At 70.1% G+C, this 15,297-nt stretch carries 12 protein-coding genes and 1 pseudogene; 2 read left to right on the top strand and 11 right to left on the bottom strand.

Going from position 1 to position 15,297, the window contains the following annotated elements:
- The 8 genes and pseudogenes from ACWF94_RS14730 to ACWF94_RS14695 all read right to left on the bottom strand — a co-directional run.
- Window positions 1-1,426: pseudogene (locus ACWF94_RS14730) on the bottom strand (hypothetical protein); the annotation flags it as partial.
- Window positions 1,427-1,585: 159 nt separating this feature from the next.
- The gene (locus tag ACWF94_RS14725; RefSeq protein WP_453487726.1) at window positions 1,586-5,362 is read right to left on the bottom strand and encodes a LamG-like jellyroll fold domain-containing protein; all 3,777 of its coding nucleotides are present in this window, start codon (window positions 5,360-5,362) and stop codon (window positions 1,586-1,588) included.
- A 173-nt stretch (window positions 5,363-5,535) separates the two neighbouring features.
- The gene (locus tag ACWF94_RS14720; protein ID WP_453487725.1) at window positions 5,536-7,029 is read right to left on the bottom strand and encodes an integrin alpha; all 1,494 of its coding nucleotides are present in this window, start codon (window positions 7,027-7,029) and stop codon (window positions 5,536-5,538) included.
- 248 nt (window positions 7,030-7,277) lie between these two features.
- Window positions 7,278-8,090, bottom strand: coding sequence for an SAM-dependent methyltransferase (locus ACWF94_RS14715; RefSeq protein ID WP_453487724.1), 813 nt, complete (start codon window positions 8,088-8,090; stop codon window positions 7,278-7,280).
- Between the two features lie 406 nt (window positions 8,091-8,496).
- The gene (locus ACWF94_RS14710; protein ID WP_453487723.1) at window positions 8,497-9,012 is read right to left on the bottom strand and encodes a lytic polysaccharide monooxygenase auxiliary activity family 9 protein; all 516 of its coding nucleotides are present in this window, start codon (window positions 9,010-9,012) and stop codon (window positions 8,497-8,499) included.
- Between the two features lie 563 nt (window positions 9,013-9,575).
- Window positions 9,576-9,995 (bottom strand): arsenate reductase ArsC, encoded by a 420-nt coding sequence (locus ACWF94_RS14705; protein WP_453487722.1) that lies wholly within the window; start codon window positions 9,993-9,995, stop codon window positions 9,576-9,578.
- Window positions 9,988-11,091 carry an ACR3 family arsenite efflux transporter gene (gene arsB, locus ACWF94_RS14700; RefSeq protein ID WP_453487727.1) on the bottom strand — a complete coding sequence of 368 codons (1,104 nt, stop codon included), beginning with the start codon at window positions 11,089-11,091 and terminating at the stop codon, window positions 9,988-9,990. The genes ACWF94_RS14705 and arsB overlap by 8 nt, the downstream gene beginning before the upstream one ends.
- Window positions 11,092-11,129: 38 nt before the next feature.
- A complete protein-coding gene (locus tag ACWF94_RS14695; RefSeq protein ID WP_453487721.1) occupies window positions 11,130-11,591 on the bottom strand; it encodes an ArsR/SmtB family transcription factor in 462 nt (153 codons plus the stop codon).
- Window positions 11,592-11,680: 89 nt separating this feature from the next.
- Here ACWF94_RS14695 and ACWF94_RS14690 point away from each other — a divergent pair, with 89 nt between their 5' ends.
- Window positions 11,681-12,106, top strand: a complete 426-nt coding sequence (locus ACWF94_RS14690) for an ArsI/CadI family heavy metal resistance metalloenzyme (protein ID WP_453487720.1) — start codon at window positions 11,681-11,683, stop codon at window positions 12,104-12,106.
- 107 nt (window positions 12,107-12,213) lie between these two features.
- Here ACWF94_RS14690 and ACWF94_RS14685 read toward each other — a convergent pair whose 3' ends face one another.
- On the bottom strand, window positions 12,214-13,107 hold the full coding sequence (locus ACWF94_RS14685) for a LysR family transcriptional regulator (protein WP_453487719.1): 894 nt from the start codon (window positions 13,105-13,107) through the stop codon (window positions 12,214-12,216).
- A gap of 105 nt (window positions 13,108-13,212) precedes the next feature.
- Here ACWF94_RS14685 and ACWF94_RS14680 point away from each other — a divergent pair, with 105 nt between their 5' ends.
- A complete protein-coding gene (locus tag ACWF94_RS14680; protein WP_453487718.1) occupies window positions 13,213-14,343 on the top strand; it encodes a DMT family transporter in 1,131 nt (376 codons plus the stop codon).
- 109 nt (window positions 14,344-14,452) lie between these two features.
- On the opposite strand, the gene ACWF94_RS14675 is transcribed toward ACWF94_RS14680, so the two are convergent.
- Together ACWF94_RS14675 and ACWF94_RS14670 are read right to left on the bottom strand one after the other, a co-directional pair.
- The gene (locus ACWF94_RS14675) at window positions 14,453-14,578 is read right to left on the bottom strand and encodes a hypothetical protein (RefSeq protein WP_453487717.1); all 126 of its coding nucleotides are present in this window, start codon (window positions 14,576-14,578) and stop codon (window positions 14,453-14,455) included.
- A 132-nt stretch (window positions 14,579-14,710) separates the two neighbouring features.
- Window positions 14,711-15,297: class I SAM-dependent methyltransferase (locus ACWF94_RS14670; RefSeq protein ID WP_453487716.1), on the bottom strand; the 587-nt coding region annotated here is incomplete at its 5' end.

Genomic DNA, 15,297 nt, shown 5'->3' with positions numbered 1-15,297 from the left:
GCCACGCCTGCTTGCAGTGCGCGTTGGCGAAGGTGGCGTTGTGGCAGGGCTCGCCCGCGTCGTCGCCGAACACCGGGGCGGTCCAGGTGGAGGCGGTCCGTTCCTTGCCCGTGGTCCAGCCGGGCAGCTTGTCGAGTCCGAACTGGTACTCGGTGCCGTCGCTGGTTGTGACCTTCCAGTGCTCGCCGTTGTCGTCACCGTTGTCGGCGCCGGTCAGCTTCTGGACCTTGGCACCGTTCTCCGGGGAGATGTGCCACTCCTTGGTCACATCGTCCTGGATCAGCTCGCCTGCGGTGCCGCCGAGCATGATGGTGGCGTTGTCGAACGCCCAGCACTGCTCGCCGGAGTTGCTGTGCCCGTCGTCCGCGCAGGGTTTGTACGACCGCTCGATATAGCCGGGCTCATAGCTGAAGCCCTCGCCGATCCATGAGCCCTGGTTGTTGGTGGCAGCGGTGCGGCCGTCGGCGGACTGCGATGAGTAGCCGAGACCGACGGATGGTGTCTGCCCGCCGGGGGTCGGTACGGTCCGGACGGGGTAGTCCCAGGAGAATCCGCCGGAGGAGTGGGCGACCGACCAACTCGCCGATGGGGCAAGGCTGGTGGCCTTGTAGTTCCCCTTCGACGAGGCGTCACCGGCAGCGAGCGCGTACACGGCGGCAGTGTTGTCGTTGCCGTTGCTGTTACCGGCGGAGGCGGAGGCCGGGGCGGCGGTCACCCGGGCGGTCAGTGTGTGCGCGCCGGTGTTGTTCGTGAAGGGGACGCGCTCGGGGCGGCCGGGGCACGTGGTGCTTCCCGGCTCGGCGTACGCGGCACAGGCAGGCAGCCGCAGCAGTTGGAGCCGGGAGCCGTACGCGCCGCCCGCGCCCTGGGCGAACGCCGAGTAGTCCAGGGTGAGTTCCACCGGAGCGGGCGCCGGGCCCGTGTCCGTACGCGCCACGGTGAGCAGGGCGGCGCTGTCCCACTTACGGGCGACCGCGTGGCCGAGTGAGGTGATGTTCACCCGCGACGGCTGGGCCGTTGCGGCGGCCGGGCGGCGCTCCTTGCCGGGTGCGGCGGCGGTCACCGAGACCGGCAGTCCGCCGACCTCGGTGGCCGGCCCGGGTCTCTGGCCGGCCCGCGCCGCCGCTCCCGGTGGCGCGGCGGGGCTCAGCGCCACGTCGGCACTCCCCCGGGCGGGCCATACCGCCGGGTCCAGTGCCTTGGCCGCCGCCTTCTTCGCCGGGTCGGCGGGACGCGGTTTCGCGTTGAGGTTCTTGGTGCGCACCGGGTCCGGGTTCCTGGCGATCCCGGGGAGCTTGGCGTCGTCGGCGAACGCGGGCAGCGCCTCGACCGTACTCGCCGACAGGGCGAGGGAGACGCCGAGCACCAGGGTGCCTATCGCGAGCCGGGGCAGACGGGAGGCGAGCAGTCGACCGCGCAGGGGCATCTCACAACTCCACAGGGCAGTGAAGGGACGGGGAGGGGCAGCGCTCGTTCAGACGGGGACGGGCCACGCTCGTTTCAGACGGGGAGGGGCAGCGCTCGTTCAGTGGTCCGGCGGGCGGCGGGCGGGACACAGTCCCCGCCTCCCGCCGGACGTGGGGAACTAGAGGGTGGAATCGCCGGTGGGTTCGCTCATGCGGACGACCGTGATGGGGTCGACGGCTCCGGCGTAGACGCGGACCTCGTCGATGGCTCCGGCGAAGTACTCGCTGCCCCCTCCCCGCGCGGAGCGGCCGATCTGAAGGCCGCCGCTGGAGGGCCAGGTGGTGTGGTCGTAGACCTTGGCGGCCGTCCGGGTCGGCCGGCCGTCCACATACAGCCGCACCTCGTGGGTGAACGCGTCGTAGACCACGGCGAGGTGCTGCCCGCCGACATCCGTGCTGGGCAGGGCTTCGTCCTCGGTGATCGTGGTGGTCGTGGCGGTGGCGCTGTCCGCGTCGGTGACGGCCAGTTCCCACTTCTGGGTCGCCGCCTGGTAGCGCACGGCCACCCGGTCCGTGTGCACTCCGGGGAGGGAGAGCACGGTTTGAGTCCGGGTGGGGTCCAGGGTGGTGGGCCGGACCCGCAGTCCGACGGTGTAGCTCGCGGCTCCCGAGACGATCGTGCTGTCGGTGGACGCCCAGTCGCCGGTCGCGCCCAGCGCCAGATGGCCCTGGTCGGCGAGGGCCGAGTCGTCGAACTCGGTGGCGGGGTGGTAGAGCGACGCACCCGCGTTCAGCCGGAGCGGCTGGCCCGGGTTCGCCCCCGCCGTCTGCATATTGGGGGACGCGCCGTTCACCGCGCTTTCGAGGGGCCAGTACCCCTTGCGTTCCGGCTTGACGGTCATCAGGCTCGCGACCTGCGCATCGGGCAGCACCCGGTCGAAGACCCGGATATCCGCGAGATCGCCGTGGAAGTGGTCGCGGTAGCCGCTCTTGGCGAGGACCCGGCCGATCTGGAGGCTGCGCAGCGATGACCACACCGTATGGCGCTTGGCGGTTCCGGCGAGCACTCCGTTGACATGGATACGGAGTTCGGGGCCGCCGGCCGCGCTCGCGTTGTAGACGCCCGTGATCAGCGCCCACTCGTCCTGTTTGACCTGGACGCCGGTGGCGGTGGCACGCCAGTGGCTCATGGCGTCCACGTCGAAGTCCGGCGTGGAGAACACCCAGGCCCGGTCGATGGCGTCGTAGCCGAGGACGAAGCCGGGTTCGCCGGTGCTGTCCTGGCTCACCACGGCCATGTCGCGGTCGAGGGAAGCGGGGCGGGCCCAGGCGCTGACGGCGAAGCTCTTGCCGGTGTCCATCACCGTGCCCCAGGCGTCCAGATATCCGTTGGCGGTGCCGTCGAGCCGGGCCGCGCTGTCCGCCCGGCCGCCAGGGCCCGGGGTCTCGAAGGTCACCCCGGTGCCGACGACGGCCGGATGGCGGCCCGTCTCGTCGTGGGCCTCGGTGCTGCCGGCGATCTCCGCCAGACTCCACTGGCCCGCCGCCTGTTTTCCGTCGGTGACCAGGAAGTCGTAGTACGCCGGAACGAGGTTGGAGTTGTTGGCGTTGTCGTACGCCAGGACGGTGACTCCGTGCCGCCCCGCCCAGGTCGGGGTCCAGCGCACGGTGACGGGAGCGCCCGCGGTCACCGGTATGACCTTGGTCGGCTCGTCGTCGAAGAAGTAGCGGTACTCCTTCACATCCCGGTCGGCGGCCTTGAAGGTGAAGGTGCCCTCGGTGCCTACGCCGTGGTGCCAGGCGTCATCGGCCGGATACTCGGGGGAGGTGACACTCGGCGGTTTGGGGCGGGTGCTGTCCCAGACGATCTCGCAGCGCGGGGCGCTCCAGGGTCCCCAGGCGTCGCCGTCGAAGGCCCGCGCGTCCCAGGAGAGCACGGTGTTCTGGGTGATCTGCGGCGTTCCGGCGGGCCGCTGGGTGACCTGGTGGGAGAACGGCGTACCGGCGTTGGGGGCCTTGTAGCCCGTGTCCGCCGTGTAGTTGCGCTCCACTCCGGCGGCATCCTTGTACCAGACCCGGAACTGCACCTTGACCTGGTCCGTCTGGCTGCCGCCGTGGTCGGGGTCCCGGGCCTCGGTCCGCAGCATCGGCAGGACGTCCGTATAGGGCCGGGTGGTGCCGGAGCGGCACTTGCCGCCCGGGTTGGATGTCATCAGACCGGTGGCGATCTGCCGGGGTGGAGTGTTGTACTCGATCTTGAGGTAGCTGTTGCCGCAGATGCGTTTCCAGCCCGGGTAGTCGGTCTCGTCCTTGGCCCGCAGTCCGAGTGACATGCTCTTCCAGGAACCGGCGGTCGCCGTCCGTACCTCCGTGAGGAGTTCACCGTCGGTGAAGTGCAGATTGGCGCTGTTCGAGCAGGAACTCGTGGGTGAGATACGGGTGTTCACCGTGCCGAGCGGGTCGATCCAGTCGTCCTTGGTGTTGGTCCAGTTGCTGGCCGATGTGATGGTCCGGTCCTTGCCGCCGATCCGGTACAGATCGACGGGTTCGGCCTTGGCGTCCGCCCAGTAGACCGCGCCCACCCGGGCGGAGAACTGGGCGCTGAGGATCTGTTTGCCCGCGTAGGTGGCGAGCGGGAAGGTGAACAGCAGGCGTCGCACTCCGATACCTGCGCACCGGGTGGGCTCGTAGTTGACGGGACACTTGCCCATGCCCGCGGTGCCCGAGTAGGCCCAGTCCTGCTCGCCCGGCATGCCGGACATCACCGAGGTCCAGGCGGTGCGGCTGATCGTCTTGGGGATGGGGTCGATCACCACCGGATAGCTGGTGTCCCGGCCCCGGAGCAGCCGGGTGTCCGGCGTCAGGGTGATACGGCCGGGCGTCACCTCCAGGCCGACCGGGGCTTTGCGGCCCGCGTCCACGGCGTCGAGGTCGGCGGTGGGGGCGGGAACCCTCGGCGTGGGAGCGCTCGGCGTGGGAACCCTCGGCGTGGTGTGCGTCGGGTTCACCGCGCTCCGGGTCACGGGCCCTGGGCTTGCGGGCGCCCGGTTTGCGGGCCCCGGGGTCATCGCGCTCGGCGTCACCGCGCGGGCGGTGCGGCGCTCGGCGGCGGCCGTGCCGGTGCCGGTGCCGGTGCCGGTGCCGGTGCCGGTGCCGGTGACCGTACGGCCTGCCGGGGTGGCGCCGGAATCCCACATCACGGGCTTGGCGGATGCGAAGACCGTGCCGCCGGACACCGCGTCCACCGCCCGCAGAACTCCGGCTCCGGTCTTCTCGACCTCGAGCCCCTTGGTACTCACCCCGAGCGCGATCCGGGTCAGCTCGGGGTTGGCCGCGGCCTCGGCGCTCTTCACGATCAGGTAGTGCCCAAAGCCCTCGCTGTCGGCCCGGACCGCCAGATCCACGCCGGGCAGGACCTCCGCGTACCGCGCCGTGTCACCGGAGACCTGGGGCGCGGGCAGCGCGCCGCCGGGCCAGGTCAGCGCGTACTCACGGCCCGCGCGGCCCATCCTCGCGAAGGGGCCGGTCCCGCCGCCGGAGAACTCCAGCTCGACCGTCGCCGCCTTCGGCGACCAACTCCCGTCCCCACTCCGTACGAGTGTGTCGTCGACGGCGAGCCAGCGCCCGTTCCGCTGGGTACGGACCGGCTGGGTGTGCTCATGCGCGGTGAAGGTGCCGCTCGGATTGGCGTACACATCCCGCCGCTCCTGGCGCAGGCCGGTGACCTCCACCGGTTTCCCGCCGGTCTTCGCCGCGCGCTGCGCCAGTTGTTCGGTGGTCGCCTCGCCGCTCTTGACGGCGGCGCGCACGGCACGCTCCTCGGCGGACCGCGCGGCCAGAGCCGTGCCGGGCGCCGATGCGGATGCCGGCGCGGATGCGGCCGGAGCCGGCAGGGCGACGCTCCCGGCGGCCACCAGGGCCGTGAGCAGTGCGGCGATCAGTCCCGTACGACTCATACGTCCCCCGTGGTCCGTGCCGGTGGCGCCGGTGTCGGTCGTGTCAGCGGTGCGGTTGCCGGCTGTCCCCGTGCCGGAAGTGCGGGTGCCGGTTTCCGTTGCATCGGTGTCAGTGGTGCCGGTATCAGAGGTGCCGGTATCAGCGGCGGCAGGTCTGCCGGACAACGCCCCCGTCATCGGACGACCGCCCCGAAAGCCGTCCCACCGGCCGGAACACCGCCCGTGCCAGGGGTGTAGGACACGGCCGGTGCCGCACCGCTGACCGCCGTCCAGTCGAACCCGTACACGGCCCCCGGTGCCGCACCCGCCGGGTTGACCACACCGGCGAGCAGGTGCTGGGGGGTCGCTCCGAGGCTGCTGCCCGCGAACATCTGGTGCTCGGGCACGCCCGGGATGCCGTAGCCGGGGTCGAGCCAGGCGTCCGACACCCCCAGATCCGCCTGGACGGGGAGGATCTGCACGCCGCCCTTGTCGAGATGTTCGCCGGAGGACTCCTTGCCCGGTACTCCGACGGCGAGCTTGACGGTCGCCCCCGAACCCACCTGGGTGGGCGCGAGATTGGCCAGTGCCACCTGCTGGCCGAAGAAGTCACCGGCCGTGGCCTGTGTCTCGACATCGGTGAGATCCTGGTGGACCAGGCCGTGCACCGTGGTCAGCGTCCGGTCCGGATTGACCCGGTAGACGGCCGCGCCGCCCGCGTCCACCAGCGTCCCCAGGTCCTCGCCGGGGGTACCGACCGCCAGTTGGGCCCCGATCGGTGCCGTGTCCGCGGCGGCCCGGTGCGCCACCATGGCGACCGAGGTGCCGAAGCGGTCGTACGGCTCGGGGCGGGTGTCGTCCGTCGCGGCGGCCGGCTGGCCGAAGCCGAAGACCGGATCGGGTACCCCGGCGGTGTTGAGGGACGGGCGGAAGACATTGACGGCGCCCGCGAAGGGCACCGTGCCGGTGGACTCGCCGGGCACGCCGACCGCGAAGTACCGGTCGGTGGAGGCGAGGGCCGCGCCGAAGCGGTCGCCCGGCTCCGGGTCCTCCCACACCCCGGCGGACCCCTGGTCGACCACGGAGAGAGTGAGTGGGCTGCCGCTCAGATAGTGGAGCTGGCCGGAGTCGACGCCCGACGCCGTGTCCTCGCCGGGGACCCCGATGACCAGGAAGGGCTGCGAGGTGGCGGTGGTACCTCCGGTCAATGCGAAGCCGAACAGGTCACCGGCCTCGGCCCCGCCCGCCGCCGTCACTCCCGTCTGGTCGTACGCGGTGGGCGCCGCTCCGGCGGTCAGACCACCGACTGACCCGTGCATGACATACACAGAACCGGCGTCGCGGGCCGTACCGACATCCTTGTACGGGGCACCCACGGCCAGATCGCTGCAGCCGTCCCTGTTCAGGTCGGCGTGCTGAAGCGACTTGCCGAACCGGGCACCCGCTTCCGCCGAGCCGGGCACCGAGGGCAGATCCTGGTCCAGTTGCACGACTCCAGCGGTACCGCCGTAGACGACCGTGACCCGGCCCGCCAGCGCCTTTCCCCCGACGGTCGCGTCCGGGTCCGCGATCGCGGTGTCACGTAAACCGTCGCCGTTGTAGTCCGACTCCACCCCTGTACAGGCGGCCGAGGCGTACGCACTCCCCGAGCCGGCCGCGACCGGTACCCCGGCGGCGAGCAGGGTCACCGCCAGCCATACCGTGAAACCTCTCCGAACACTCCCGTCCCTCGTCACAACAGCCCCCCGGCGTGTTCATAGGTGTGGCGGTCCAGCGGAGATCGCTCCGGGCACCGTAAGGGAGTGTTCGACCACACCGGGAGTCACCGGGTCCCCGCAGGAAGCTGCTGTTGCAGGAGCCTGCCCCCCTCACATTGCACATCATTTGGACATGACAGGGGTGAATCGACAGCCCAGGACCGACCAGTGCCCGCTCGCTACGGCTTGCGCCCCACCGCGCAGTACGCGTCGACGGCGAGCGCCGCACCCGGCTCGGGGCGCCAGTCGGTGACCGGGACGACACCGGGCTCGGCGAGCGTCAGCCCCTCGAAGAATCCGGCGATCTCCTCGACGCTGCGGACGTAGTACGGAATCGCTCCGCTGCTGTTGTACGCCTCCGACGCGGCGATCATGCCCTCGCTGGTGGATGTGCTGTCGCTGATCACCAGATGGCTGCCGGACGGCAGACCGGCCATCAGATCCGACACCAGCGTCCTCGCCTGCTCGTAGTCGGCGACATGGCCCAGGACATTGAGCAGCATCAGACCCACCGGGCGGGAGAGGTCCAGGGTCCCCGCCGCGTTCCGCAGGATCGCGGCGGGCTCATGGAGATTGGCGTCGATGTAGGCGGTCTTCCCCTCGGGGGTACTGGTGAGCAGCGCACGCGCATGGGCCAGCACCAGGGGATCGTTGTCGACGTAGACGATGTGCGCCTCGGGCGCTATGCGCTGGGCGACCTCATGGGTGTTGTTGGCGGTGGGCAGACCGGTACCGACATCGAGGAAGTCGCGGATGCCCTGTTCTCCGGCCAGATACTGGACCGCCCGCCCGAGGAACAGCCGGCTGGTGCGCGCGACATCGACCAGGCCCGGGAAGATGTGCTTGATGTGGTCGCCGAGTTCACGGTCGACCTCGTAGTTGTCCTTACCACCGACAAAATAGTTCCAGAACCTGGCGGAGTGCGGCTTCTTGGTGTCGATCCGGGCACGTACCTCGGCGGCGGAGATCAGCCTGGGGTCGCGGTCAGCCATGAAAGCGCCTCCTGTGAAGCATCATTCTAGTTGAATAGGCCACCAACCTAATCGAAAGATCCAAGCCACGCCTACTCCCCCTTCTCCGGACTTACCATCGACCCCGGCCCATCTCCCGGAGCGGGTACAAGTGTTGGCGCGACCGGGGGTCAAGCCCTGCCGGGACGCCCGCTCAAGCGGCCCGGGCAAACGGTTCGGGCAAACGGTTCGGGCAAACGGTTCGGGCAAGCGACTCGCTCAAGCGGCCCGCGCGGGCGATGCGTACGGAGACCGCGCCGGACAGCGTACGGTCCGGCGCGGCTTCCGCTCGCAGACTCGGGGAGTCGGCTCAGAGAACCACCCCAGGGAGTCGGCTCAGGGAGTCGAATCGAGGAACCGGCTCAGGGAAACGGCTCCCGTCCCCGCCTCAGCCGACGTTCACGTCCACGCACGCGTAGAACGCGTTGGGGGTGTCCGCGATGTTCCAGACCGCGAGTACCTTCTGCTCGCCGCTCAGACCGCTGAAGTCGACCTGATGCGTCACGGTCGAACCGGGCCGGGCGCCGCCGTCGTTGAACTCGGCGATCTTCGAGCCCCCGGCGTAGTACTCCCAGGTGCTGGTCGCATGCTGTGCGGTCAGCCGCCAGCTGAAGCTGGTCGACTGGCCGACGGGCGTGACATGCCAGCCCTTGCCGTCGTCGTCCAGGTCGGAGAACGCGCCATTGCCGCCGCTACAGCTCGTCAGGCCCTTGGGGCCCTCGACGCTCTGCGGTTCGTACTTGATGGAGCCGCAGGGAATCGTGCGGGCGGCACACTGAGCCTGCCGGCTCGGGGGTGAGGAGATATAGCCGTGCGCGCTGGCCGAGCCTGCGGGGAGACTCACGGCGAGGAGCGGTGCGATTGCCGCGCCGATAACGATGGCGAGCTTCCTTTTCCCGTACATGTCAACTCCTTCTCTGCGGAGATCCGGCACTGCCTGCCCGGATCTCGACAAGGGGGACATTGCGAGGATGCGAACGTGCGGTGAATCGGGCGGCAACCGGCCGTGGGGGCACCGGCAGTCGGCACCTTCCCGACGCTGTCCGCATCACTCCTTGGTCCAGACCATAGCGCTTGACAGTTCTCGGTCAAGCCATTCGGAATAACTCGCTCCGCCACCTGGCGAGGCGACACCCGTGGCTTGCTGTCGCCGGCGGCCAGGGGCCGGTTGCCAGAAGGCGGGATGATGCCGGCCTCTCGCAGGTCCGACCGCAGTCGGCCGGGGATGGGCCGCCCCAGCAGGGTGGCCGACTGCCCGATCTCCTCCGGTGAGCGGCTCCGACGACGACAGCGGTCACCGCGGGATGGCCGAGCCCTCGTACGAGCAGTCCAGGCGCGCTCCGAGCCCCCGGGGGTGGATCGGCCCAGATCGGCTGGGTGTCCGGGCCTCCCGGTTCGATGAGCCGCCCCACCATGGTGCACAGCACATGGGAGTCGCGCGGCTCGTCGCGCCAAGCACGAGGAGGATCAGGGGTGTTCCGGCAGGAGTTCGGCCAGAAGGCCGCGTATGCGCTGCTCTATCTCGTCCCGGATGGGACGGACCGCATCGACTCCCTGTCCGGCCGGGTCGTCGAGCTTCCAGTCCAGATATCGCTTGCCGGGAGAGACGGGGCAGGTGTCGCCGCAGCCCATGGTGATCACCACGTCGGACGCCTGCACGGCCTCGGTGGTCAGCACCTTCGGTCTCTCGGCGGACATGTCGATACCGGCCTCAGCCATGGCCTGTACGGCGGCCGGGTTCACGGCGTCGGCGGGTGCGGAACCTGCCGAGCGGACCTCGACACGGTCACCGGCGAGGTGGGTGAGGAAGGCGGCGGCCATCTGGGAGCGGCCGGCGTTGTGGACGCAGACGAAGAGGACCGACGGCCTGGGCCGGGTGTCAGACATGGGCGGGTCCTTCCGGGACGGCGGGCGGTCCTTCCGGGACGGCGGCCGGTCCTGCCGCCGTGGCGGGTCGGGGGAAGTAGCGGCGCGCGGCCAGGGCGACATGGACGAGCCCGATGAGTACCGGTACCTCGATGAGGGGGCCGACGACTCCGGCGAGTGCCTGGCCGCTGGTGGCACCGAAGGTGGCGATGGCGACCGCGATGGCGAGTTCGAAGTTGTTGCCCGCGGCGGTGAACGCCAGCGTCGTCGCTCGCGGGTAGTCCAGTCCGACCGCCCTGCCCAGCGCCATGGACCCGGCCCACATGAGGCCGAAGTACACCAGCAGCGGGAGGGCGATGCGGGCGACGTCGAGGGGCCGGGAGGTGATGGCGTCGCCCTGGAGGGCGAAGAGGACGACGATGGTGAAGAGCAGTCCGTAGAGGGCGAAGGGGCCGATACGGGGGATGAGTTCGGTCTCGTACCAGTCGCGGCCCTTGGCTCCCTCACCGAGCCGGCGGGTGAGGTATCCGGCGGCGAGGGGGATGCCGAGGAAGATGAGGACGGCGCGGGCGACGTCCCAGGCGGAGATGTCCAGGCCGGTGCCGGCGAGGCCGAGCCAGCCGGGGAGCAAGTCGAGGTAGAACCAGCCGAGCAGGCCGAAGGCGAGTACCTGGAAGACGGAGTTCAGGGCGACGAGGACGGCGGCGGCCTCGCGGTCGCCGCGGGCCAGGTCGTTCCAGATGACGACCATGGCAATGCAGCGGGCGAGGCCGACGATGATCAGCCCCGTACGGTACTCGGGCAGGTCGGGGAGGAAGATCCAGGCGAGGGCGAACATCAGCGCCGGGCCCACGATCCAGTTCAGGACCAGGGACCACACCAGCAGGGGCCGGTCACGGGTGACGGTGTCCAGGCGGTCGTAGCGCACCTTGGCCAGGACCGGGTACATCATCACCAGCAGCCCGACCGCGATCGGCAGCGACACCCCGTCGACGGTGACCTTCGCCAGCGCGTCCCCCAGTCCGGGGACGAGACGGCCCAGACCCAGCCCGGCGGCCATCGCGAGCACGATCCACCCGGCGAGGAACCGGTCCAGGAACGACAGCCGCCCGGCCATCGGCCCCGCGGGTGCCTGCGTGGTGGCGGCCTCGGCGCTCACGAAACGGGTCCTGCGGACACGGACACGGACGCGGTCTCGGTCCCGGTCCCGGTCTCGGTCCCGGTCTCGGTCCCGGTTTCGGTCCCGTCCGAGGGCTGCCCGGCGGCGCGGGTGAGGATCGCGGCGAGGCGGTCGGTCATCTGCGGAATCAGCCGGTAGTACACCCAGGTTCCGCGCCGCTCGGAGTCGATGAGCCCGGCCTGCTTCAGCAGCTTGAGGTGGTGGGAGATCGTCGGCTGCGACTGCTCGAAGGCCGGGGTGAGGTCGCAGACGCATACCTCCCCGCCCGCGCGGGAGGCGATCATCGACAGCAGCCGCAGCCGCACCGGGTCGCCCAGCGCCTTGAACACCTTCGCCAGGACGGTGGCCTGGTCCTCGTCCAGCGGCGCGGTCAGCAGCGCGGGGCAGCACCCGGCGGCACCGCCCCGGCTCAGCGGCCACAGCTCTTGTTTCGACATGCTTCTATGTTGACGTTTTTCTATTCAAGGCGCAACCTTGAATAGACAGATTTCAATGAAGGCAGTCCGGAGAGATCAGGGAGACCACCATGTCCCGCGCCCAGCTCGCACTCAATGTCGCCGACCTCGAAGCGTCGGTCGCCTTCTACTCCAAGCTGTTCGGCGTCGAGCCGGCCAAGCGCCGCCCCGGCTACGCGAACTTCGCGATCACCACCCCGCCGCTCAAGCTCGTCCTCATCGAGGGCGAGCCGGGCCAGGAGACCCGCCTGGACCACCTCGGTGTCGAGGTCGACACGACCGAGGAGGTCGCCGCCGCCACCACCCGGCTCAAGGACGCGGGTCTCGCCACGTTCGAGGAGAACGACACATCCTGCTGCTACGCCCTTCAGGACAAGGTGTGGGTCCACGGCCCGGGCAGGGAGCCGTGGGAGGTCTACGTCGTCAAGGCCGACGCCGACCAGCTGGGCCAGAGCCCCGCCCCGGGCGGCGACGCATGCTGTGCCGCGCCGAACTAGACCGTCGCCGCAGAACTGGACCGTCGCCTTCAGTCGTCATGCTCACGCCTCAGCGCGGGCGGGTTCGGCGGCCGGTGGCCGGTGGCACCACGGAATGGCCCGCCCCGTCATGAGGCGGCGGCGGGCCGGGGCGCCGAGTCGGACGCCGCCGCGCAGAACTTGGCGACGGCCGGGTGCCACGGGCGGCCGGGCGGTCCCGTGAGAACGAGGGTGCGTTCGAGGCGGGGAGTGAGGGAGATCATCGTCAGCGCCTCGGGCAGCATGGGTCCGGCCAGGGACGGCAGGACGCTGACGCCGATCCGGGATTCGACCATGCCCATGAGGGTGGTCAGTTCCCGTACGTGCAGGGTGGGCCGGTAGCGGAGCCCGGCCATGGTGTGCAGACGTCTGATCTGTGGTTCGCAGCCGCCGTCGGAGACGATCAGCGGATCGGCGAGCAGCTCGGACAAGTCCGTCTCGCCGCGTCGGGATGCCGGATGATCGCGTCGTACGAGGCCCCGGAAGTCGTCGCGCGCGACGGTGACGCCTCGTTCGGCGGGATCGTCGGCATCGGCGGGATCCACCACGATCGCGGCATCCGCCACCCCCTTCTCCAGCCATTCGACCACCTCGGCGTCGCTGCCCTCCAGCAGCCGTACCTGGACACTCGTCAGGCGCTGCCACGCGAGAAGCAGCTCCGGCACCAGCCGGTGACACGCGGTCGGCGTCGCGGCGAGCGTCACGGCCTCCGCCGTCTCACCGTGGGCCTCCCGTGCCACCGCGACGAACGATCGGTGCGATGCCAATACGGATTGGGCGTGCGGTAGCAGCGTCTCGCCCAGCGACGTCGGCCTCACCTGTGGCGAGCGGTGCACGAGTCGTCCGCCGACCAGCCGTTCCAGAGCGGCGAGGGCATGGGACACGGACGACTGCGTCACCCCCAGCTCGTCCGCCGCGGCACCGAACCCGCCCCACTCGCAGACCGCCGCGAAGATACGCAACTGCTGAATCGTGACATCCATCGACATGCACCCTCTTCATGCAGTCATGAGCAGAATCAATTTGATTCATACTCCTGGGCTCTGATGATAGGCACCAGGACCGTGATTGCGAAGGAGAGCAGCGGCATGTCATCCCAGAGAGCCAACGAGCCGGCCGAACGCCGTGCCGCCGCCTCGGCGACCACTGCATCGGACTCCGGCACCACCGGCTCGGCCACCACTGCCTCGGATTCCGGCACCACCGCATCGACGGCCGGCGCTCACGGTGCCGGGGGTGCCGGGGGTGCCGGAGGTGCCGCCGGTGCCCTCAGAGGCCCGCTGTTCCAGTTCCTCGCGCTCACCCTGGCCTGGGGCGCGAGTTTCCTCCTGATGAGCGTCGCCCTCAGGGCGCTCAGCCCGGCCCAGGTGGCCATCGGCCGGATGCTCCTCGGGGCGGCGACCCTGGCAGGGCTCATGGCCGTCACCCGCAGACCATGGCCGCGTGAGCCCCGGATTCTCGCTCATCTCGCCGTGGCCGGTCTGCTGATGGGCATCGCGCCGTTTCTGCTCTACGCCTGGGCCGGACAGTACATTCCGTCGGGACTGTCCAGCATCTACAACGCCTCCGTCCCGATCACCACCATGCTGATCGCCCTCGCCGCCCTGCCCGGCGAACGGCTGACCAGGACGAGATCCGCCGCCCTTGTCGCCGCGGCCCTCGGTATCGTCGTCCTCGCCGCACCCTGGACGTTCACCAGCGGCGACAGCGACGGTCACTACTACCTGGCACAACTCGCCTGCCTGGGGGCGGCGGCATGTCTCGGCTCGGGGTTCGTCTATCTGCGCCGGTTCGTCGCCAGGTACGACTACGACTCGATCACCATCGCGGCCACCCAGGTCGGCATCGGCGCACTCGAATCCCTCCCGCTGATCCCTTTCATCGCCCTCACACCGATCACGCCCGACCCGGCGGCCATCGCGGCGGTCCTGGCTCTGGGCACGATCGGCACCGGCATCGCCTACATATGGAACACGAATGTCGTCAAAGCCTGGGGCGCGACCGCCGCCGCCGGCGTCACCTACCTCATGCCCGTCGTCGGAGTCGCTCTCGGGATCCTCGTCCTCGGCGAGACTCTCCGCTGGAACGAGCCTGTCGGCGCCGTGATCGTCATCCTCGGTGTCCTCATCAGCCACAAGAGACTCACGATCCCACGCACCCGTCGCCTCCGTCGCACCCGCCCGGACGTGCCCCCGCCACACGAGAACCCCGGTCGCTGAGGCCGGAACGACCGGCCCGGGGATCGACTGCCCCGGCCGTCGACACCAGAGCGCACCGTCGGCCGTGGGTCACAGGTGCATGTCCTTGGCGATGATGGTCTTCATGACCTCACTGCTGGTGCCGCCGTAGCTGCGGCTGACCCGGGTGGTCCGCGTAGAGGCGGGCGATCGGGTATTCGAGCAGGATGCTCGGCCCCGAGATACCGGCCGCCGCCCCGATCTGTTCCCTGTTCACCGACTGGTAGCCGCGCTCGGTGAACAGCCGTGCGCCCGCCGCGAGCAGGGCTGCCCGGCGCGAAACCGGGTTGAGGTCATCCAGGCCATCCTGCGGATCCGGCCGCCCCTGGCGGACGTGTCCCCGGCCGGGTCAGCTCTTCCGGGCCTCGATGAGGAAGCGCTGCGAGTAGGACACAAAGGGGCCATGGCGCTCGATGAAGTCATGAAGCTCCGTCAGACGCTCGCGATAGGCGTCGACGGTGAAGCCCGGGACGGTCCAGATCACCTTGCGCAGGAAGTGGACCACCGCCCCGATGTCGTAGAACTCCATCCGCAGTGCTTCCTGGCGTACGTCGACCACCTCCAGGCCCGCCCTTTCCGCGCTCGCGGTGGCCGCGAGCGGGCTGGCACCGGCTGTGGTCGCGAACGGTCCCAGGTACGGATGGACCGAGGTCTGCCCCGGCCCCATCATGAACTCGGTCAGCTCGCGCACCGACCCGGAGCCGACCTGCTGGGAAAGGTAGGTGCCACGCGGACGCAGAACCCGGCGGACCTCGTCCCAGCGGGTCACCACCGGATGACGGCTGACGACCAGATCGAAGTGGTCCGACGGGAACGGCAGGTCGGCCGTGTTGTCGACCTCAGCGACGGTCGGACCGAACCCCGCAAGGTTGCGCCGGGCGATCTCTGCGTTCGGCGGCCATGATTCGGTCGCCGCCACGACCGGTGGGGCGACCG

It is taken from the genome of Streptomyces sp. NPDC055078 (assembly GCF_053607985.1).
The sequence above is the reverse complement of the archived record's forward strand: the minus strand, read 5'-3'. Positions and strand labels throughout refer to the sequence as shown.